Genomic DNA, 20,087 nt, shown 5'->3' with positions numbered 1-20,087 from the left:
TCTACTGCGGCGTCCCGAACAACCCTGTCCAGTAGATCCCTGCATCGCTCTTGGGGTCCATCGCATACGCAGCGCCCAGTTCATGGAAGTCCGGATTCATCAGCGTGGCGCAGTGCCCCGGGCTGTCCAGCCAGCCGTTGACGACCTTTTGCGCGGTGTCACGCCCGGCGGTGATATTTTCGCCGATCTGCTGGTACAGGTACCCGGCCAGTTCCGCCCGGTCACCGGGTGTGCGGCCATCTTTGTCGATGTGGTCGAAGAAGTTCTGGTTGGCCATGGCCCGAGTGTGGTTGGCGGCGACCCCGGCCAGCACTGTGCTCCAGCTCAGTGCCGGGGCGGCGGCAAACGGCTGGCCACCGCATTGCCGTGGCACCTTGCGCGCGGCGTTGACCTCCTGCAGCACCTTCTGTCCCTCGGCCTGCCAGTCGCCCAGGCGGCCGCTGAGCAGCGGCCGTGCCAGCACGATGCGCCAGTCGCGGCCCTCCTGGCTGACGCCGATATCGACGAATTGCGGGTCGAGCACCACTTGGCAGAAGCTTTCCTCGATGGCATGCATGGCGGCGCGTGCGTCGCGTGGCCCCGACAGGCTGATGGCCTGGACGCTGACCATGGGGTAGGCGGCGCGGGTCATGGCCTGTTGCAGGTCGCGGGTGCCCTCTGGCGACAGCGCAAGGCGTGTGTCGCTGTTGAGCGGCGGCAGTTCCAACGACGCCTCGCCACCGCAGGGCTGGGCCTTGCTGCGGTAGACATTGATCGAATCGATCAACTGCGCCTCTTCGCCGGTGGCTGCCAGCGCCCCGGTCGAAACGACCAGGCCCAGTGACAAGGCGACAACGGATGTCAGGACGCGCATGTGGATCTCCCTATGACTGGCAGCGTCGTGGTGTGCGCTGCTCATCCTACACAAGCCCGGGGCTTTTGGCCCGAGGTCGTGCAAGGCAATGAAAACACCGGCAATCGTTACTGGCGGCAAAAGAGGGGGTAGACTCCAGGCCCGTGGAAAAGTGCGGTCAGGTACCAGTCATTCGTATCGAGCCCGCGTTGTCAGCCGTTTACGCGTCAATGGGCCAACGCCTGGTTCGGCTTGTAGAACAAGAAGTGGGTGGTCTGCGCGGTCTTGCGATAAGCCTTCGCCCAGTCGGGGCGCACCGTGCGGTCGTGAAAGTACAATGCACCGCCGGTGGGGTCTTTCAACTGCTGGTTCAGCGCCTTGCGTGCGATCTCTTTGGCAACGTTGTAGCGTTGCGGTTCCTCGACCTGGTCCGGGCGCCCGTCACACCACCATGAGAACTGACAGGCCTTGGTCTCCACCCCCTGTTTGACTACCGCGCAGATGGTATCGGGAAAGCCATCGTGGCCCAGGCGGTTGAGCACCACACTGGCCACCGCGGTCATGTCTTTGGCGTCGGCGCCCTTGGCTTCCCAGTAGATGGTACGTGCCAGGCAGGTGATGCTGTCATCCAGCGGCGCCTGGCCAGCCGGGTCCACTGCTTGCGTTTCGCCTGGGGTCAGTTTCTCTGCTTTCCTGGGGGGCGGCGCATCTTCGACGACCTTTTCTTCAAGCACTGCGGCCTTGTCCTCGGCAACGGCGGCCTTGGCTGGATCAGCGGCATACAGGGGGCCTGCGAGCAGGGCCGAGGTCAAGCCGATCAGCATCAAGTGAAGGCGCATGGGCACATTACCAGGCAGTGGGCAGAATTTCAGTCTAGCCAAGCGTAAGCATTAATACCAAAGGCAGGGTGGCGGCGGCAGCCACGGTCTGCAGGGCAATGAGGGTGGCCATCAGTGGCGCGTTGCCGCCCATTTGCCGGGCCATGACGTAAGATGACGAAGCGGTTGGCAGCGCCTGGAACAACACTGCCACCACCGCTGCCTGGCCACTCAGGCCGAGCAGCCGGCAAACGCCCCAGGTGGTCAGTGGCATGACCAGGAACTTGAACGTCGATGCTGCCATCAGCGGCCGTACCTGCTGGCCGAGGCTGGCGCCGCCCAGGGCAGCGCCGACACACAGCAGGCCCAAAGGCAGTGCGGCCTGGCCCAAGGCCTTGACCGTGGCGTCGATACCGGCCGGCAAGCCCAGCCCCGTGGCCCGTAGCACCAGCCCCCCTGCGCAGCCGACGATCAACGGGTTGGCGAAGATCGCCCGAAGCACCGTGGCGGGCGAACTGTGACGGGCGCTGAAGCGGGCAAACACCAGTACGCAGAGCAGGTTGACCAAGGGCACGATGGCGGCGTTGGCCACCGCCGCCAGGGCAATCCCGGCGCTGCCGTAGATGCCCGCAGCCAGGGTGGCACCGATGTAGTTGTTGAAGCGGATACCGCCCTGAAACACCGAAGTGAAGTCGGCACCCTCATGGTTCGCCGCGCCCTGATACAGCATCAGCAATACGGCACCGGCCAGGGTCGAGAGCATCAGTGCGCCGGCCATGCCCAGCACCGGTATGCCATCGAGGTTGGCAGTGGCCAGGCCATGGAGGAACAGCGACGGTAGCAGGACGTAGTAGCTCAGGCGCTCGGCGCCAGGCCAGAAGCTCTCGGCAAGAAAACCGCGAAGGCGCAGGAAGGTACCCAGCGCTATCAGCAGGATGATGGGGAGCAGGGTGGTCAGCAGCAAGTGCAGCATGGTCAGCATTCCGTGGTCGGGTACGTGCACAGACTACGGGGGCGGATCAATCTGTAAAAACGTTGTTTTCTTCAGTGACCGTTGAGGAAAAATGCATGTTGGTGGGTGCAGATCGCGCTTTGGAGCAGCCTGGGGTCAGGCTTCCAGGGCGGTCTTCAACACCGCACTCAAATGCCGCCGCTGGCTTTTTTCATGCTCCAGCAACACCACCCGCCGGGTCAGCTGCGGCTCGCCAAACGGCAGGCAGGTGGCGGGTGGCAAGCGTTGCAGGTCGTCATCTGCCATGGGGATGACCGCCACGCCCAGGCCCATCACCGCCATGCGCGCCAGGGCTTCCTGGCTGTCCAGTTCCATCAGTTCGCTTACCTGCACCTGCTGGCGGCGTAGTTCCTGCTCGATCTGCCGGCCGGCCCAGGCTCGCTTGTCGAAGCGCAGGAAAGGCTGGCTGGCCAGCAACTGCGGCACGCTATACCCGGCCAGCTCAGGGCTGGCAATGGCCCAGAAGCGGTCCTCGAACAGCGGTGTAAAGTCCAGGTTTTGCGGGTAAGGGCTGACCGGTTCGGTGGTGATCGCGGCATCGAGCTCACCGTCTTCCACGCGCCGCGCCAGCTCCGCCGACATGCCCGAGGCCACGCTGATGTGTAGCTGCGGGTGATGGGCCTTGATCCACACCAGCGCCTTGGGCAAACGCCGCGCCAGCACCGTGTGTATCGCCCCCAGGCGCAAGCGGCCGCGCAGGCTTGGGCCGCTGGCCAGGGCATCGGCCAGTTCGTCATAGGCAGCCAGAAGGCTTTCGGCGCGGGCCACCGCCAACTGGCCGGCTTCGGTCAGCACCACCTGCCTGCGGCTACGGTCGAACAAGGTCACCTTCAGTTCGTCTTCCAGGGTTTTGATGTGCAGGCTGACCGCCGAGGGGGTGAGGCTGAGCAGGTCGGCGGCGCGGGCAAAGGTGCCGTGGCGGGCGATGGTCACCAAGGTGCGCAGGGCTTTCAGGGACATGCGGTTGAGGTCCGGTTCTCAGCTGACAGAGGCGTATTGTCAGGCCCGGCTCTCTCGCAGCACAAGGCTGCTCCCAGGCCTTGGCGATACGGCTCAGCGACGACTGCGCCCATAGGCCTGGCTGATCCGGTCGATCACCATGGCCAGGGCGACAATTGCCAGCCCGGCCTCCATCCCTTGGCCAACATTCAAGGTCTGGATCCCCGCCAGCACATCCTCACCCAACCCACGGGCGCCGATCATCGACGCCACGACCACCATCGACAAGGCCATCATGACCGACTGGTTGAGCCCGGCCATGATGCTCGGCAGCGCCAGGGGCAGGGCGATGCGCCGCAACCGCTGCCAGCGGCTGGCGCCAAGGCCGTGTGCGGCCTGCAACAACGAGGGGTCGATCTGGCTCAAGCCCAGCTCGGTCAACCGCACCAGCGGCGGCAGGGCGTAGATCAGCGTGGCGAACACGGCAGGCACCTTGCCCAGGCCAAACAGCATCAGCACCGGGATCAGGTAAACGAACGCAGGTAGCGTCTGCATCACATCGAGTACCGGCAACAGCAGCCGCCTGGCCAGTGGCCGGGCAGCCAGCAGGATGCCCAGCGGTACACCCACCAGTACGCACAGGCCGGTACTGACCAGCACCAGGGCCAGGGTCTGCAGCAGCTTGTCCCAGAGCCCGAGCATACCGATCAAGGCCAGCAGCGCGACCAGCACGGCGCTGCGCAGCAGGCTGCGGCTGGCGTGCCAGGCCAGCAGACCCACCAGCAACAACAACAGCCACCAAGGCAACAGTCGCAACAGGTTCTCCAGGCCGACCAGCAGTTGCAGCAACTGGTCAGAAAAACTGCGCAGGTGGTCGCCGTAGTTCAATACCAACCCGTCGACCAGGCGGTTGATGCTGTCGGCAAAGGAAAACTGCAGGGTCTGCGGGAAACCGCTGCTCACAGGCTGGCCTCGACCTTGGCGGCGATGTCCGCCGGCAGCCAGGTTTTCCACACCTCGCGGTGATCGCGCAGGAAGGTGAGGGCGGCTTCGCGCGGGGGCGTGCGTTTTTCGCTCATGACGGCCAGGGCCTTGTTCAGGCGATCGATGGGCAGGTTGACCTGTTCGAACACGCTGACCAGGTCTGGGTAGTTTTCGCGAAAGGCTTTGGACACGCCAATCGACAACTTTGCCGGCAGCGAGCGGCTGCCTTTCGGGTTGGGGTTGGCGGGGTCGGTGAGGGTGGCCCAGGCCTGGGCATCGAACGGGGGTTCTTCCAGCCGGATGAGCTTGTAGCGCCCCATCAGCGGGGTCGGGTTCCAGTAGTAGAACAGCACAGGTTTGCCGCGCCGGATAGCCGAACCGATCTCGGCGTCCATCGCGGCGCCGGAGCCACTGCGGAAGTTGTTGTAGAGGCCATCCAGGCCATAGGCCTTGAGCTTTTGGCTGTTGACGGTTTCAGACGTCCAGCCGCTTGGGCTGTTGAGAAAACGCCCTTTACCGGGCGATTCGGGGTCAGAAAATACCTGCGGGTAACGCTTGAGGTCCTCGACACTGTGCAGCTCAGGCGCCACGGGCTTCAGGTTGCGTGCGGCATCGCCCTCGATCACATAGGCCGGTACCCACCAACCTTCCTCTGCATTTTTGACCGTATCGCCCAGTGCGAACACTTGGCCGGCCTGTTCGGCCTTGACCCAGGCAGGGCTGCGCCCGGCCCATTCCTCGGCGATCACTTGCAGGTCATTGCGCGCCAGGGCCACCTCCATGCTGACCGTGCTGCCAGGCAGGGTGTCGGTGCTGTAGCCGTAGCCGCGCTCCACGATCAGGCGCAGGATCTCGGTGGTGAGGGCGCCGCTTTCCCAGCCGATGGCACCAAAATGGATAGGCGCAGGCTGTTCTGCCGATGCGGCGCTGTCCGTGCTGGCCAGGCCCACCGTCAACAGCAGCCCGGCCAGCAGCGCTGGAAATCTCTTCATGTAAACCTCGTCGTTCGCCACGCCTTGGCGGTGGGGGCAAGTGTAGACGACGAGGTTCTGTCAGTTTCAGGGCCACTGGCGTGGCCCCGTTCGCTTCAGACGCGGAACTGGTCCATCAGCGCTTGCTGCTGGTTGGCCAGGCTGTTCAGCGACTGGCTGACCCGCGCCGACTCGTTGGCCTGGCCTGACAGGGATTCAGTGACATCACGAATGGTCGCCACGTTGCTGTTGATTTCCTCGGCTACCGCGCTTTGCTCCTCGGCGGCAGAGGCGATCTGCAGGTTCATGTCGGTGATCACCGTCACCGCCTGGCCAATGCGCTGCAATGCCGTGACGGCTTGGCCGACCTGCTCCACGCCACCTTGGGCCTGGCGGTGGCTGTGGTCCATGGCGCCGACCACTTCGCGGGTGCCGTTCTGCAGGGCTTCGATGACCTGCCGGGTTTCTTCCACCGACTCCTGAGTGCGCTGGGCCAAGTTGCGCACCTCATCGGCGACCACGGCAAAGCCACGGCCGGCCTCTCCGGCGCGGGCAGCTTCGATGGCAGCGTTGAGTGCCAGCAGGTTGGTCTGTTCGGCGATCGAGCGGATCACTTCCAGTACCGAGCCGATCTTCTCGCTGTTCTGCGCCAGGCCTTCTATTTCGGCCATGGTGTCGCTCATGTTGGCGGCCAGGGCACCGATGCTGCTGGTGGTGCGGTCGATTACCGCCAAGCCTTCGCGGGTGGCCTGGTCGGCATCGCGCGCCGCCTGTGCCGCCTGGGCGGCGCTGCGGGCAACGTCCTGGGCGGTGGCGCTCATTTCATGCGAGGCGGTGGCCACCTGGTCCACCTGGCGGTACTGCTGCTCCATGCCGGCGCTGGTTTCAGTGGCAATCGCCGAGGACTGGTCGGCTGTGCCTCGGGCGGCCTGCACCGAGCGTTTGACCTCGGCAATGGTTGGCTGCAACTTGTCGAGGAAGCGATTGAACCAGCCGGCCAGTTCGCCCAGTTCGTCCTGTTTCTGGTAGGTCAGGCGACGGGTCAGGTCGCCTTCGCCGCTGGCAATGTCCTTGAGCATGGCGGCCACGCCGAGGATCGGCCGGGTAACGCCGCGGGCCATCAGCCATACCAGCAGCAGGCCGACAATGGCGGCGGCCAGGCCCAGGCTCAGTTCCAGCAAGGTGCCGCTGGTATTGAGCGCGTCAAGTTCCTGCTTCAGGGTTTCGGCCGGCCCGGTCAGGGCGTTTTCCGGCACATCCAGCAACACGCCCCAGGGCTGGGCGTCCGGGATTGGCCGGAATGCCGCCAGTACCTTCAGGCGCTGCCGGTCGTGGAGGATGGTCAGCTTGCCATCGGCCAGCTTGCGCACCAGCTCGGCGCCTTTGGTCGTGTCTACCTGGTCGAAGCGCTGGGCCAGCTTGCTGGCATCGGCGCTGTAGCCGGCCAGCAGGCCGACCGGGGTCAGAATGCCGACCGTGGTGCGGCCTTCGTAGAGGCTGCGGCTGGCCTCTTGGCTCAGCGCCTGCAGGCTATTGAGGTTGATGTCGATGGACAGGGTGGCAATGATCTTGCCGTTGACCGCCAGCGGGAACACGATGCTGGTCATCAGCACCTGCTGGCCATCGATGTCGTAGAAGTACGGCTCTACCACGCACACCTTGCCGGAGGTGCGTGGGCATACCCACCAGGTGTTGGCCGGCTGGCCGCTGGGGCCGATCTCGGTGTTGGCCATGTCATGTTCGGGCAGGGCCATCGCGGTCAACTGGCCGGCGCGTGGCTGCGACCAGTACAGGGCAAAGCGCCCGGTTTCGTTGCTGCCCAATGCTGCCTTGCCGGCAAACAGGCTGTCCTTGTTGTCCAGGGCATTGGGCTCGAATACCAGTGACAGGCCGAGCAGGTCGGGGTTGGCTTGCAGTGCGGCGCGTACCTGGCGGGTCATGTCCTCGCGCAGGTCGAAGGCATCGAGAAAGCGCTTTTCGGCCTGCTCGCGCAGGAACAGCACCTGACGGGCGAAGCCGGCGCCGTACTGGTAGGCATCCATGAACTGGCGGCGAATGTTCAGCGCTTGCACTTCACCTTGTGACTCGATACGCGACTGCGCCGCCTCGGTCAGCATCTGCATGCTGCTGGCCTTGACCAGGTCCGAACTGTGATCCATGCGGTACAGCGACAGGCCGACGAGCAAGGTGACGATAGCGGCCAGACAGAGACCGGCGAGCAGGGTGATCTTCCACTGGATGGAAAGTTGTCGCAAAGGCATGGGGGCGGATCCCTTTTTTGGCATTAAGGGTTATGGCTTTATCTGCGGTGGGGCCGGGAGGTGCCAAAGCGCTGCGGCCAGGTACCTCGCTGCCTCCCTCAATATCGGCCCCTGCCGTTTTTTCTTTATTCAAACATTCAATTTAAATTTGACCGCCACTAATGCCCCGCATCAAGGCGCTTTTGACATCTGCCGCCTACTGCTTCAGAGTTCGCGCTTTTTTCTGTCGTAATGAGGTAAGCCAACCATGAATGCAGTGATCGCCGCGGTCGGCATCATGCTGATACTCAGCCTGTCCCGCGTGCACGTGGTCATCGCCCTGATCATCGGCGCCCTGGCCGGTGGGCTGGTGGGCGGCCTGGGCATCGAAGGCACGCTCAAGGCCTTCAACGGTGGCCTCGGCGGTGGTGCCACGGTGGCTTTGTCCTATGCACTGCTGGGTGCCTTTGCCGTGGCAATCGCCAAGTCTGGCCTGGCCCATGCGCTGGCCGACCGCGCCCTGGTCATGATCGACCGGCAGGACGACGCCAAGGGCGGCAAGGTCAAATGGCTGATGATCGGCCTGATGCTGGTGGTGGCCGTGTCGTCCCAGAACATCCTGCCTATCCACATTGCCTTCATCCCGCTGCTGGTGCCACCTCTGTTGTACGTGCTGACTCGCCTGCGTATCGACCGCCGGCTGATCGCCTGTGTGATCACCTTTGGCCTGATCACCCCGTACATGTTCCTGCCGGTGGGCTTCGGCAACATCTTCCTCAACGAGATCCTGTTGGCCAATGTGGCCCGCGCGGGTGTCGATGTGAGCGGCGTCAACGTCACCCACGCCATGGCCGTCCCGGCTGCCGGCATGCTCGTCGGCCTGCTGGTGGCGGTGTTCATCAGCTACCGCAAGAAGCGTGACTACGACCTGGCGCGGATCCAGCAGGTGGAGCAGGTGAGCGTGCAGTACAACCCGCTGACCTTGCTGGTGGCCGGGCTGGCGATCGCTGCAGCCTTCATTGTCCAGCTGTTGCTGGACTCGATGATCATCGGTGCCATGGTCGGTTTCCTGATCTTCTCGCTGTCGGGCATCGTCAAGTGGAAAGAGACCGACGACCTGTTCACCGAAGGCATGAAGATGATGGCCATGATCGGTTTCATCATGATTACCGCGTCCGGTTTTGCCGAGGTGATGAAGGCCACCGGTGAGGTGAAGAGCCTGGTGGAAACCTCGGCGCAGTGGATCGACCACAGCAAGGGCGTCGGTGCCCTGCTGATGCTGTTGGTAGGCCTTTTGGTGACGATGGGGATCGGCTCGTCGTTCTCCACCGTGCCGATCCTGGCGGCGATTTTCGTGCCACTGTGCGTACAACTGGGCTTCGACCCGTTGGCCACGGTGTGCATCATTGGTACTGCCGGTGCGCTGGGTGATGCAGGTTCGCCGGCCTCGGACTCGACCCTGGGCCCGACCTCGGGCCTGAACGTGGATGGCCAGCACCACCACATCTGGGACACCGTGGTGCCGACCTTCATCCATTACAACCTGCCGCTGCTGGCGTTCGGTTGGTTGGCGGCGATGACCTTGTAAGGCGGGGGAGGGCGTCAGCCCTTGTCGGGCGGCGGCGAGATGCGATTGAGCACGGTGCTGCCGTCCTTGCTGCGGGTCAGGTAGACCGGCAGGACTTTGGGCAGGTTGTTGACCAGGCGCCCCACTTCACGGGTGTTGTAGATGCCGCTGATGCGAATGCGGCCGGTGCTGGCATCGGCCAGTAGCAGCGGGGCGTCGAGGTAGCGGTTTATCACCGGCAGCGCCTGTTCCAGGCTCAGGTTGTCGAGCACCAGCTTGCCGCTGCGCCATGCCAGGCTGTTGCCATAGTCGTCGCTTTGCTCCAGCTGCGGCTCGAAGTCGCCTTTGTGGTAGCTGGCCTGCATGCCAGGGCCAAGGCGATAGCCACCGGCACTGCCCTCACTGGACACCAGCACTGAACCTTCCACCAGGGTGACCTTCACCTGGTCCTGGTACTTCCACACGTTGAACTGGGTGCCGGTGACCCGGGTCTGGCCACTGCCGGCACGCACGATGAACGGGTGGCTGCTGTCGTGTCGCACCTTGAAGAACGCCTCGCCGCGCTTGAGCGTGACCTGGCGCTGGTCCTTGTAGTTGAGGAAGGTGAGCTCGGTGTGCAGGTTGAGCTGTACCGTGCTGCCGTCGCTGAGCTCCACGGTCTGCATGCGGTCACCGGCTTCGACGTGCTGGTAGTGGTTGGGCAACCAGCCCTGTTCCCACCCCATCCAGCCGGCCAGCGGCAGCACTGCCAGGGCGATGGCCGCAGCAGACGCCAGCGGCCGCCAGCTGCGGGGGCGGGTGGCGTGTTTGGCGGGTGAGTTGAAGTCGATGACGGTGGCGCTGCGCGGCAGCAGGTCGGCTGTTTGCCAGATTTCCAGCATCGCCTGATATTCTTCGGCATGCCGAGGGTCGGCCGCCAACCAGCCAGCGAATGCTTCACGCTCGGCCTGCGTGCAGTCGTCGGCGTGCAGGCGCATGCACCAATGCGCTGCGGCGTCGGTGATGGCATCGTCTGGGCTGGGATTGAGGCGGTCGTGGTTCATTGCGGCTCCGGGTTTTGCGCATTCTACCCTTGCGAGAGGGCTCCCGAGAACCAATGTACTGGCGAATGACTATCAGTTGTGCCGGTTTTTCGTCGGATTGACCACGGTTTTTCAGCGTTTGAGAACCCTTCGCGGGCAAAAGACGATGTCTGCAATCGCTTCGGGGGCGGCCTGGTGCGGCGAAGAGGTCAGTGTTTGCAGTACCGATTCGGTAACCGGCCCTCTTCGCAGCACACGGCTGCCCTTGCAACAAGCGCGTCAGTGAAACACCGGTCAGAACTGTGCGGCCTCTAGCCCATAAAGGCTGCCACTACCGGCCCGAATGCTCGCCTCCAGCCCCAACCCCCGCGGCAAGACCCGCTGGAAATAGAACGTCGCACAGGCAAGCTTCGCACCATGAAACGCCTCGTCCTCATCACGTTTGGCCAGCGCCACCGCCGCCATCCGCGCCCACATGTACGCATAGGCGGTCAGCCCGAACAGCTGCAGGTACTCAACGGCTACCGCGCTGACCAGGTTGGCATCCTCGCCAGCCTGCGCCCGCAGCCAGCTGCTGGTGGCCTCGAGCCGCGCCAGGCTCGCCTGCAGGGCCTCGCGGTGCAAGGGCGCATCCACACTGAAGGCCCGCACTTCGCTGGCAAAGCTGGCCAACGCCTGACCACCGTCGGCCAGCACCTTGCGCCCCAGCAGATCAAGGGCCTGAATGCCGTTGGTGCCTTCATAGATTTGCGCAATGCGCACGTCTCGCACCCGTTGCTCCTGGCCCCATTCGCGGATGTAGCCATGACCGCCGTACACCTGCTGGCCAAGCACGCAGCTTTCCAGACCGTTGTCGGTGAAGAATGCCTTGGCCACCGGTGTCAGCAGTGCCACCAGGCGCTGGGCATGCTCGCGTTCGCCAGCGTCCTCGGCATAGCGCGCCACGTCCAGTTGCTGGCCAACGTAGACGGCGAACGCCCGACCTGCTTCGGTGAGGGTGCGCATGGTCAGCAGCATGCGCCGAACATCACCATGGTGGATGATCGGGTCGGCCACCTTGTCGTGTGCCTGCGGGCCAGTCGCTGCGCGGCTCTGCAGGCGCTCGTTGGCATAGCGGGCGGCGCTCTGGTAGGAGGCTTCGGCACAACCGATGCCCTGTATGCCGATGGACAGGCGCTCGTAGTTCATCATGGTGAACATCGCTGCCAGGCCCTTGTTCGGTTCGCCCACCAGGTAACCGATGGCACCGTCAAAGTTCATGACGCAGGTCGCCGAGGCCTTGATGCCCATCTTGTGTTCGATCGAGCCACAATGGACAGCATTGCGCGCGCCCAGGCGGCCATCGGCCTCGACCAGGAATTTGGGGACCAGAAACAGCGATATGCCTTTGGCACCGGCGGGCGCATCCGGCAGCTTGGCCAGCACCAGGTGGACGATGTTCTCGGTCAGGTCCTGCTCGCCGCCGGTAATGAAGATCTTGCTGCCACTGATGCGCACGCTGCCATCGGCCTGAGGCTCGGCGCGGGTGCGGATCAGCCCCAGGTCAGTGCCGGCATGGGGTTCGGTCAGGCACATGGTGCCGGCCCAGCGGCCTTCGTACAGCGGTGGCAGGTAAGTGGCCTTGAGCGCTTCGCTGGCGTGGGCATCGATCGCCAGGCAACTGCCTGCGCTCAATGCCGAATACAGGCTGAAGCTGCAGTCAGCCGCGTAGAGCATCTCTTCGAACAGCACGCCGAGCATCTTTGGCATGCCCATGCCGCCGTGTTCCGGGTTGCCGCCCAAGCCGACCCAGCCACCTTCGCGGTAGGTGTTCCAGGCCTCGCGAAAGCCTTCGGGGGTGGTGACTTGGCCTGCGTCGAAGCACACACCTTGCTCGTCACCGTTGCGGCTGAGCGGGGCGATCAGCTGGCCGGTGACTTTGGATGCTTCCTCGAGAATGGCGTCGGCAGTGTCGGCATCGATGCGTTCGGCCAGGGCGGGCAGTCGGGCCCACAGGCCTGAAGCGTTGAACACGTCATGCAGGACGAAGCGCATGTCGCGCAGGGGGGCGGAATAGGTGGTCATCGGCAGCTCTTGCAATAGTGAGGGAGGGTTGGGCGTGCGCTGAACCTTCAGGCGCAGCCGTGTGCTGCGCCTGAAGGGGGGCGGCTACGGCATCAGAGGGCCTTGGCCCGGTCGCGCAGCACGTACTTCTGGATCTTGCCGGTCGAGGTCTTGGGCAGCTCGCCGAACACCACGGTCTTCGGCACCTTGAACCCGGCCAGGTGCTCGCGGCACCAACTGGTGATGTCGGCTTCACGGGTGTCCTCTCGGCCCGGCTTCAGGGCAACGAAGGCGCACGGGGTTTCCCCCCATTTTTCATCCGGGCGTGCCACCACGGCGGCTTCCAGCACTGCCGGGTGCTTGTACAGGGCGTCTTCGACCTCGATGGTGGAGATGTTTTCGCCACCGGAAATGATGATGTCCTTGAGCCGGTCCTTGATCTCGATATAGCCGTCGGCATGCCACACGGCCAGGTCGCCGGTGTGGAACCAGCCGCCACGGAAGGCTTCGGCGGTGGCTTCAGGGTTTTTCAGGTAACCCTTCATCACCGTGTTGCCGCGCATGAAGATTTCGCCCAGGGTATTGCCGTCGCGGGGTACTGGCTGAAGGGTTTGCGGGTCGGCGACCATCAGGCCATCGAGGGTCGGGTAGCGCACGCCTTGGCGAGACTTGATGCGTGCACGCTCCTCCAGCGAAAGCGCGTCCCATTCGTCATGCCAGGCACACACGGTCACCGGGCCATAAACCTCGGTCAGGCCGTAGGTGTGGGTGACCTTGATGCCCATTTCTTCCACGGCGCCGATGACCTTGGCCGGTGGAGCGGCGCCGGCGACCATGGCCTGCACCGGGTGCTCGATGGCTGCCTTGGCCGCCTCGGGCATGTTGACCAGCGCGTTGAGCACGATCGGCGCACCGCACAGGTGGCTGACTTTGTGCTCGCGGATCAGGGTCAGGATCTTCTGCGGGTCGACCCGGCGCAGGAACACATGGGTGCCGGCCAGGGCGGTGATGGTCCAGGGGTAGCACCAGCCGTTGCAGTGGAACATTGGCAACGTCCACAAGTACACGGGGCGGTGGCCCATGGCCCAGGTCATCTGGTTGCCCAGTGCGTTCAGGTAGGCACCGCGGTGGTGGTAGACCACGCCCTTGGGGTTGCCGGTGGTGCCGGAGGTGTAGTTCAGCGAAATGGCTTGCCACTCGTCATCGGGCCATTCCCAGGCAAATTCCGGGTCGCCTTCGTTGAGCAGGGCCTCATAGTCCAGCTGGCTGACCGCGCGGCCTTCGCCGTACTCTGGGTCATCCACATCAACCACCAGCGGCGGGTGTTCAAGCAGTGCCAGAGCGCCTTCGATGACCGCATGGAACTCGCGGTCGGTGATCAGCACCTTGGCCTCGCCATGCTGCAGCATGAAGGCGATGGCCTCGGCATCCAGGCGCACGTTCAGGGTATTGAGCACGGCACCGGTCATGGGTACGCCGAAGTGCGCCTCGAGCATGGTCGGGGTGTTGGGCAGCATCACTGCCACGGTGTCGCCACGGCCAATGCCACGGCCGGCCAGGGCGCTGGCCAGGCGCCGACAGCGTTGGTAGGTTTCTTGCCAGTTGCGGCGGATGGCGCCGTGGATGACGGCCGGGTAGTTGCCGTAAACGGCAGCGGTGCGTTCGATGAAGCTCAGCGGGGTGAGGGCGACATGGTTGACGGCAGCGGGCATCAGGCCCTGGGCATAGATCGACATGCGGTAATCCTGTAAGGGAGGCAGACGCAGCCTGTGCACCTGGCCCCCGATGGCTGATTGTTAGCTCTGTTCAGGGTGCAGGGGGCGGACGGTGGGCCGCCCCCTCTGTCGCAGTTTTACGCGAGTCGCTATGGTATTAGGAATATCGACTATAGCAATATAGTAAAACTACTATAAAAATAGGCCGCCTACTGTGGATGACACTGCTTACCCCTTGCTCGTCAAAGACCCACAACCCAGTCTGTTACTGGCCAGTGATGCAAGCCCGCTGGCACTCAACCCGGCACTGCAGGCCTGGGTCGCCGAAGGGCCTGAGCTGGCTCGCTGGCTGCCGGCCAATTGCGCGGCCCTGGTGCGTGCCTGTCTGCGCCAGCATCGGGCGATCAGCGATGTCGAAGTGCAGGTCGGCGAACGCATCGTGCTGTGGACGTTCATGCCGGACAACCAGGGCCAGCAGGTGCTGGGCCGCTGCCGCGATGCCAGCGAAGAGCGCCATGGCGCACGCGAAGCCAGCCGCGCCCGGCGCCTGTATCGGCTGATCATCGAAAACACCACCGACCTGATTTCCCGGCACAGCCCCGATGGCCGCTTTCTCGATGCCTCACCGGCAGCCTACCGCCTGCTCGGCCTGTGGCCCGAGCAGCTGCGTGGCATGCCTGTACATACCCTGCTGCATCCGCGCGAGCGGCGTCAGGTACTGCGCCAGGCCGCGGCCGCGCTGGACCAGGACGGCTACCACACGATGACCTGCCGGGTACGCCAGGCGACAGGTGACTACCGCTGGTTCGAAATTGCCAGCCGGGCGATCCGCGAGACCTACACCGGCGCGGTGGTGGAGGTGGTCAGCGTGTCCCGCGACATCACCTTGCGCATCGAAGCGCAGGAAAGCCTGGCGCACAGTGCCCGCCTCGCGACCTTGGGCGAGCTGGCCTCGGGCATCGCCCACGAGATCAATCAGCCACTGGCCGCGGTGGTCAACTATGCCAACGCCAGTCAGCGTTACCTGCAGGGCCTGGAACGTGATCCCCAGGCGCGCGAGCGGATTGGCCAGGGCCTGCAGCGTATCAGCGAGCAGGCCACCCATGCCGCCGAAGTGATCCGCCGTCTGCGTGCCTTTCTGCGCAAGGAACCGCGCCGCCTGCAGGCACTGGACGTGGCCGAGCTGGCCGGCGAAGCCATGCGCCTGTGCGCCTGGGAAGCCGCGCGGGACCAGGTGCAGGTGGAACTTCGCATGAGCGCTCAACTGCCCTTGGTGTATGCCGACCGGGTGCTGCTGGAGCAGGTGCTGCTCAACCTGCTGCGCAATGCCATCGATGCCAATCGCGAGCAGCAGGGTGAGCGGCCGTCACGTATCCTGCTCTGCGCGGCGCGCGATGGCGATGGGGTGCTGGTCGAGGTCGCCGACCAGGGCCCGGGCGTGGCACCCGAGCGGCTGGATGAAATCTTTACGCCGTTTACCACCAGCAAGGCCGACGGCCTGGGCTTGGGCTTGAGCATGAGCCGCAGCCTGATCGAAGGCTTCGGTGGCAGCCTGTGGGCGCGGGCGGGTGACAACGGCGGTCTGGTACTGTGCTGCCGGCTGGCGGTCAGCAGGGAATAAGGGGAGGCAGTGTTGCAAGCAAAAGTGTATGTGGTCGATGACGACCAGGGTATGCGCGACTCTACGGTCTGGCTGCTGCAGTCGGTGGGCCTGCAAGCCTTGCCATTCGCCAGCGGGCAGGCGTTTCTCGACGCCTGCGTCGATGATGGGCCCGCGTGTGTGCTGTTGGATGTGCGCATGCCGGGGCTGGGCGGGTTGGCTGTGCAGCAGGCGATGCGCGAGCGTGGCCTGATGGTGCCGGTGATCTTCGTCAGCGGTCATGCCGATGTACCGATCGTGGTGCGGGCGTTCAAGGCCGGCGCCTGCGACTTCATCGAAAAACCCTACAACGACCAGTTGCTGCTCGACAGCGTTCAGGCTGCGCTGGAGCACGCCGGGCTGGCGCGAGAGGGCGATCAGGCGCTGGCCTTGGTGCAGGCGCGCATCGACGGCCTGACGCCGCGTGAGCGAGACGTCTTCGTACCGTTGGCCCAAGGGTTGAACAACCGCGAGATTGCCGAGCAGTTGGGCATCAGCGTCAAGACCGTGGACCTGTACCGAGGCCGGGTGATGAAGCGGTTGCAGGCAGGCAGCCTCGCAGAGCTGGTGGGGATGGCGATTGCTTGCGGGGCGGTGGAGGCGCTGGGCCTGCGAGCGCGGTAGCCGCCTTTACGTAGCCCCTGGCAGGGGCGGCGTTGTGTGTCGCAATGGGCCGCAATGCGCAACTGCTGGGGGCGGTGTGACAGCCAGAAAACACCCACTATTTCATAGCTAGCTAATGAAAGCTTTGACATTCACTGCCTAGGCAGTAATATTTCTACACACTTAACTGAGCAGCCAACGATGGCCCATTTTTCTCCCGAGAACTTCCAAACCTGCGCCATCGGCATGTTGCTTGGCCGTGCTGCGATTCTCAAAGACCGCATTCTTGACTGGCACCTGGAGTCAGAGGGCGTCACCGCCGCGCAGTTCAAAGTGCTGATCATCGTCACCCAGTACCAGGTGGATACCCCGGCCGAACTGTGCCGTTACCTGGGCCTGGACAGCGGATCGATGACCCGCATGCTCGACCGCCTCGAGCAGAAGGAGCTGATCGTGCGCAACCGCTGCGCCGACGACCGTCGCCAGGTGCGCCTGGCACTCACCGCCGACGGCCAGCGCCTGGCCAACCGCCTGCCGGAAATTGGCGCCGCCGCCATGAACGAGTTGTGCGGCGTGCTGGCACCAGAGGAGCTCAAGACCCTGGAAGGCCTGCTGGCCAAGGTGCTGCTCGGTGCTGGCGACCCGTTGACGATCCGCCGCTTCGGCGACCGTTGAACCCTGTAACGAATTATCCAAGGTATTGTCATGGCCACTCCCGCAGACACCCCGACTCCCTCCGTCTCGCCCGAGCCGTCGCGCAAGCGCAAGGCTTGGTTGCTTGGCCTGCTGTTGCTGCTGATCCTGGCAGGGGTCGGCACCTGGGCCTGGTACAGCATTGTCGGGCGTTGGCACGAAAGCACCGACGATGCGTATGTCAACGGCAACGTGGTGGAGATCACCCCGCTGGTCGCTGGCACCGTTATCAGCATCGGGGCCGATGACGGCGACCTGGTCCACGCCGGCCAGGTGTTGCTGCAATTCGACCCGGCCGACAGCGAAGTGGCCTTGCAGTCCGCCGAAGCCAAGCTGGCACGCAGCGTGCGGCAGGTGCGCGGGCTGTACAGCAACGTCGACTCGCTGAAGGCTCAACTGGAAACGCGCCAAGCCGAACTGCGCAAGGCGCAGCAGGACTTCAACCGGCGCAAGGTGCTGGCTGACAGCGGTGCGATTGCCGCCGAAGAACTGTCCCATGCCCGCGACGACCTGAGCGTTGCCCAGGCCGCCGTCAACAGCGCGCGGCAACAGCTCAGCACCAGCAGCGCGCTGGTCGACGACACCGTGGTGTCCTCGCACCCCGATGTCATGGCTGCAGCTGCCGACCTGCGCCAGGCCTACCTCGACCACGCCCGCACCACATTGGTCGCGCCGGTCACCGGCTACGTCGCCAAGCGTACCGTCCAGTTGGGCCAGCGCCTGCAGCCGGGCACCGCGACCATGGCGGTCATCCCGCTGGATCAGGTGTGGATCGATGCCAACTTCAAGGAAACCCAGCTGCGAGAGATGCGCATCGGCCAGCCGGTGGAAATCACCGCTGATGTGTACGGCAGCGAGGTCAAGTACAGCGGCACGGTCGACAGCCTTGGCGCGGGCACCGGCAGCGCCTTTGCCTTGCTGCCGGCGCAGAACGCCACCGGTAACTGGATCAAGATTGTCCAGCGAGTACCCGTGCGCATCCACCTCAGCCCCGACCAGCTCAAGGACCACCCGCTACGTATTGGCCTGTCCACCGTGGTTGAAGTCGACCTGCATGACCAGAGCGGCCCGACCCTGGCCCAGCAGCCACCGCAGAAGGCCAGCTACACCACCCAGGTGTATGACCACCAGATGATCGAAGCCGACAACCTGATCGCCCGGCTGATTCACGAGAACAGTGCAACCGGCAAGACGGCGCAACGATGAGCAACAACGCCGCTGCCCAGTTCACGCCGCCAAGTCTGCTGCTGACCACCATCGGCCTGTCGCTCGCGACGTTCATGCAGGTGCTGGACACCACCATCGCCAATGTGGCCCTGCCGACCATTTCCGGCAACCTGGGGGTGAGCTACGAGCAAGGCACCTGGGTCATCACCTCGTTCGCGGTGAGCAACGCTATCGCCTTGCCGCTGACCGGCTGGCTGAGCCGGCGCTTTGGTGAAGTGAAACTGTTCATCTGGGCCACGCTGCTGTTCGTGCTGGCTTCGTTCCTGTGCGGTATTGCCCAGTCGATGCCCGAGCTGGTCGGGTTTCGCGTCTTGCAGGGTGTGGTCGCCGGGCCGCTTTACCCGATGACGCAGACCCTGCTGATTGCTGTCTATCCCCCGGCAAAACGGGGGATGGCACTGGCGCTGCTGGCGATGGTCACGGTGGTGGCGCCGATTGCCGGGCCGATTCTTGGGGGCTGGATTACCGATAGCTACAGCTGGCCATGGATCTTCTTCATCAACGTGCCCATCGGCCTGTTCGCTGCTGCCGTGGTGCGCCAGCAGATGCGTACGCGCCCGGTGGTCACCAGCCGCCAGCCGATGGATTACATTGGCCTGCTGACCCTCATTATCGGCGTTGGGGCCTTGCAGGTAGTGCTGGACAAGGGCAACGATCTGGACTGGTTCGAGTCGTCGTTCATCATTGTCGGCAGCCTGGTTTCGGTGGTGTTCCTGGCGGTATTCGTGATCTGGGAACTGACCGACCGGCACCCGGTGGTCAACTTGCGCCTGTTTGTGCACCGCAACTTCCGCATTGGCACCATTGTGCTGGTCGGGGGGTATGCCGGGTTCTTCGGTATCAACCTGATCCTGCCGCAGTGGTTGCAGACGCAGATGGGCTATACCGCGACTTGGGCGGGCCTGGCAGTGGCGCCGATCGGTTTGCTGCCGGTGATCATGTCGCCGTTCGTGGGCAAATATGCGCACCGTTTCGACCTGCGGGTGCTGGCTGGGTTGGCGTTCCTGGCGATCGGCACCAGTTGCTACATGCGGGCCGGTTTCACCAGCGAGGTGGACTTCCAGCACGTGGCCTTGGTGCAGTTGTTCATGGGGATTGGCGTGGCGTTGTTCTTCATGCCGACCTTGAGCATTCTGCTGTCTGACTTGCCGCCGCACCAGATTGCCGACGGTTCGGGGCTGGCGACTTTTCTGCGAACCTTGGGCGGGAGTTTTGCGGCTTCGTTGACTACCTGGATCTGGATTCGTCGGGCGGATCAGCACCATGCCTACCTGAGCGAGCACATCAGCCAGTTCGACCCGACGACGCGGCATACCCTTGAGCAGTTGGGCGGGGCCAGTCCGCAGAGTTATGCGCAGTTGGAGCAGATACTCAATGGGCAGGCTTACATGATGTCGACGGTGGATTACTTCACCTTGATGAGCTGGGTGTTTGCCGGGTTGATTCTGCTGGTGTTGTTCGCCAAGCCACCCTTTACCGCCAAGGCGGGCCCGGCATCGGCGGGGCATTGAGCTAAACAAGGCAAGATCCCGATGCTCTCGCTCTCGCTCTCGCTCTCGCTCTCGCTCTCGCTCTCGCTCTCGCTCTCGCTCTCGCTCTCGCTCTCGCTCTCGCTTCGGCTTTTGATTTTGATTTTGCTTCTAAGCGCGCGATAGCCCAGGCGCCGCGGATTGCGACTTCAGGAGGCCGAGCGCAGGGCTTGCGAAGGGAGGTGACGGGCATGGATGCCCGTCAAGCGCTGGGCCCCAGGATGGGGCCTGCAGCGCGGTCCTCCCGGGAGCA

The 20,087-nt window shown here is 64.1% G+C and carries 16 protein-coding genes and 1 pseudogene; 6 read left to right on the top strand and 11 right to left on the bottom strand.

Annotated features, from left to right (window positions below):
- Position 1: 1 nt before the first annotated feature.
- The 8 genes and pseudogenes from AC3WLP_RS21555 to AC3WLP_RS21520 all read right to left on the bottom strand — a co-directional run.
- The gene (locus tag AC3WLP_RS21555) at positions 2–853 is read right to left on the bottom strand and encodes a CAP domain-containing protein (RefSeq protein ID WP_012052100.1); all 852 of its coding nucleotides are present in this window, start codon (positions 851–853) and stop codon (positions 2–4) included.
- Positions 854–1,059: 206 nt separating this feature from the next.
- On the bottom strand, positions 1,060–1,671 hold the full coding sequence (locus AC3WLP_RS21550; protein WP_012052101.1) for a cell wall hydrolase: 612 nt from the start codon (positions 1,669–1,671) through the stop codon (positions 1,060–1,062).
- A gap of 34 nt (positions 1,672–1,705) precedes the next feature.
- Positions 1,706–2,623 carry an AEC family transporter gene (locus AC3WLP_RS21545; RefSeq protein ID WP_003247787.1) on the bottom strand — a complete coding sequence of 306 codons (918 nt, stop codon included), beginning with the start codon at positions 2,621–2,623 and terminating at the stop codon, positions 1,706–1,708.
- Between the two features lie 135 nt (positions 2,624–2,758).
- On the bottom strand, positions 2,759–3,622 hold the full coding sequence (locus tag AC3WLP_RS21540; RefSeq protein WP_003247790.1) for a LysR family transcriptional regulator: 864 nt from the start codon (positions 3,620–3,622) through the stop codon (positions 2,759–2,761).
- 93 nt (positions 3,623–3,715) lie between these two features.
- Positions 3,716–4,564 (bottom strand): ABC transporter permease, encoded by an 849-nt coding sequence (locus tag AC3WLP_RS21535; protein ID WP_012052103.1) that lies wholly within the window; start codon positions 4,562–4,564, stop codon positions 3,716–3,718.
- The gene (locus AC3WLP_RS21530; RefSeq protein WP_012052104.1) at positions 4,561–5,577 is read right to left on the bottom strand and encodes an ABC transporter substrate-binding protein; all 1,017 of its coding nucleotides are present in this window, start codon (positions 5,575–5,577) and stop codon (positions 4,561–4,563) included. The genes AC3WLP_RS21535 and AC3WLP_RS21530 overlap by 4 nt, the downstream gene beginning before the upstream one ends.
- 95 nt (positions 5,578–5,672) lie before the next feature.
- Positions 5,673–6,428: a methyl-accepting chemotaxis protein gene (locus AC3WLP_RS21525; RefSeq protein ID WP_241792063.1), complete on the bottom strand. Its 756-nt coding sequence runs from the start codon at positions 6,426–6,428 to the stop codon at positions 5,673–5,675.
- Positions 6,429–6,530: 102 nt separating this feature from the next.
- Positions 6,531–7,496 (bottom strand): annotated as a pseudogene (locus AC3WLP_RS21520) (methyl-accepting chemotaxis protein); the annotation flags it as partial.
- Positions 7,497–8,064: 568 nt separating this feature from the next.
- Here AC3WLP_RS21520 and AC3WLP_RS21515 point away from each other — a divergent pair.
- Positions 8,065–9,384: a Na+/H+ antiporter family protein gene (locus AC3WLP_RS21515; protein WP_004575306.1), complete on the top strand. Its 1,320-nt coding sequence runs from the start codon at positions 8,065–8,067 to the stop codon at positions 9,382–9,384.
- Between the two features lie 14 nt (positions 9,385–9,398).
- Here the strand turns inward: AC3WLP_RS21515 and AC3WLP_RS21510 are convergent, their stop codons facing one another.
- The 3 genes from AC3WLP_RS21510 to AC3WLP_RS21500 all read right to left on the bottom strand — a co-directional run bounded on the left by AC3WLP_RS21510 (position 9,399) and on the right by AC3WLP_RS21500 (position 14,164).
- The gene (locus AC3WLP_RS21510) at positions 9,399–10,406 is read right to left on the bottom strand and encodes a FecR family protein (protein WP_014753407.1); all 1,008 of its coding nucleotides are present in this window, start codon (positions 10,404–10,406) and stop codon (positions 9,399–9,401) included.
- A 273-nt stretch (positions 10,407–10,679) separates the two neighbouring features.
- Positions 10,680–12,449 (bottom strand): acyl-CoA dehydrogenase C-terminal domain-containing protein, encoded by a 1,770-nt coding sequence (locus AC3WLP_RS21505; protein ID WP_003247803.1) that lies wholly within the window; start codon positions 12,447–12,449, stop codon positions 10,680–10,682.
- Positions 12,450–12,541: 92 nt separating this feature from the next.
- Positions 12,542–14,164 (bottom strand): acyl-CoA synthetase, encoded by a 1,623-nt coding sequence (locus tag AC3WLP_RS21500; RefSeq protein WP_003247805.1) that lies wholly within the window; start codon positions 14,162–14,164, stop codon positions 12,542–12,544.
- A gap of 193 nt (positions 14,165–14,357) precedes the next feature.
- On the opposite strand from AC3WLP_RS21500, the gene AC3WLP_RS21495 reads away from it, so the two are divergent.
- The 5 genes from AC3WLP_RS21495 to AC3WLP_RS21475 all read left to right on the top strand — a co-directional run bounded on the left by AC3WLP_RS21495 (position 14,358) and on the right by AC3WLP_RS21475 (position 19,816).
- Positions 14,358–15,764, top strand: a complete 1,407-nt coding sequence (locus tag AC3WLP_RS21495) for a sensor histidine kinase (RefSeq protein ID WP_088512712.1) — start codon at positions 14,358–14,360, stop codon at positions 15,762–15,764.
- A gap of 9 nt (positions 15,765–15,773) precedes the next feature.
- Complete coding sequence (locus AC3WLP_RS21490; protein WP_014860281.1) at positions 15,774–16,406, top strand: response regulator transcription factor; 633 nt, start codon at positions 15,774–15,776, stop codon at positions 16,404–16,406.
- A 180-nt stretch (positions 16,407–16,586) separates the two neighbouring features.
- Entirely contained in the window at positions 16,587–17,060 is a 474-nt protein-coding gene (locus AC3WLP_RS21485) for a MarR family winged helix-turn-helix transcriptional regulator (RefSeq protein WP_003247811.1), read from the top strand.
- A gap of 30 nt (positions 17,061–17,090) precedes the next feature.
- Entirely contained in the window at positions 17,091–18,284 is a 1,194-nt protein-coding gene (locus AC3WLP_RS21480; protein WP_003247813.1) for an HlyD family secretion protein, read from the top strand.
- Positions 18,281–19,816 carry a DHA2 family efflux MFS transporter permease subunit gene (locus AC3WLP_RS21475; RefSeq protein ID WP_088512711.1) on the top strand — a complete coding sequence of 512 codons (1,536 nt, stop codon included), beginning with the start codon at positions 18,281–18,283 and terminating at the stop codon, positions 19,814–19,816. The genes AC3WLP_RS21480 and AC3WLP_RS21475 overlap by 4 nt, the downstream gene beginning before the upstream one ends.
- Positions 19,817–20,087 lie beyond the last annotated feature (271 nt).

It is taken from the genome of Pseudomonas sp. FW305-E2 (genome assembly GCF_058782925.1).
This window is presented reverse-complemented; position numbering and strand designations above follow the sequence as displayed.

Excerpts from the sequence above, each read along its gene's own strand:
- AC3WLP_RS21555 (WP_012052100.1), bottom strand. The coding sequence starts at position 853 with ATGCGCGTCCTGACATCCGTTGTCGCCTTGTCACTGGGCCTGGTCGTT.
- AC3WLP_RS21550 (WP_012052101.1), bottom strand. The coding sequence starts at position 1,671 with ATGCGCCTTCACTTGATGCTGATCGGCTTGACCTCGGCCCTGCTCGCA.
- AC3WLP_RS21545 (WP_003247787.1), bottom strand. The coding sequence starts at position 2,623 with ATGCTGCACTTGCTGCTGACCACCCTGCTCCCCATCATCCTGCTGATA.
- AC3WLP_RS21540 (WP_003247790.1), bottom strand. The coding sequence starts at position 3,622 with ATGTCCCTGAAAGCCCTGCGCACCTTGGTGACCATCGCCCGCCACGGC.
- AC3WLP_RS21530 (WP_012052104.1), bottom strand. The coding sequence starts at position 5,577 with ATGAAGAGATTTCCAGCGCTGCTGGCCGGGCTGCTGTTGACGGTGGGC.
- AC3WLP_RS21525 (WP_241792063.1), bottom strand. The coding sequence starts at position 6,428 with ATGGAGCAGCAGTACCGCCAGGTGGACCAGGTGGCCACCGCCTCGCAT.
- AC3WLP_RS21515 (WP_004575306.1), top strand. The coding sequence starts at position 8,065 with ATGAATGCAGTGATCGCCGCGGTCGGCATCATGCTGATACTCAGCCTG.
- AC3WLP_RS21510 (WP_014753407.1), bottom strand. The coding sequence starts at position 10,406 with ATGAACCACGACCGCCTCAATCCCAGCCCAGACGATGCCATCACCGAC.
- AC3WLP_RS21505 (WP_003247803.1), bottom strand. The coding sequence starts at position 12,449 with ATGACCACCTATTCCGCCCCCCTGCGCGACATGCGCTTCGTCCTGCAT.
- AC3WLP_RS21500 (WP_003247805.1), bottom strand. The coding sequence starts at position 14,164 with ATGTCGATCTATGCCCAGGGCCTGATGCCCGCTGCCGTCAACCATGTC.
- AC3WLP_RS21485 (WP_003247811.1), top strand. The coding sequence starts at position 16,587 with ATGGCCCATTTTTCTCCCGAGAACTTCCAAACCTGCGCCATCGGCATG.
- AC3WLP_RS21480 (WP_003247813.1), top strand. The coding sequence starts at position 17,091 with ATGGCCACTCCCGCAGACACCCCGACTCCCTCCGTCTCGCCCGAGCCG.
- AC3WLP_RS21475 (WP_088512711.1), top strand. The coding sequence starts at position 18,281 with ATGAGCAACAACGCCGCTGCCCAGTTCACGCCGCCAAGTCTGCTGCTG.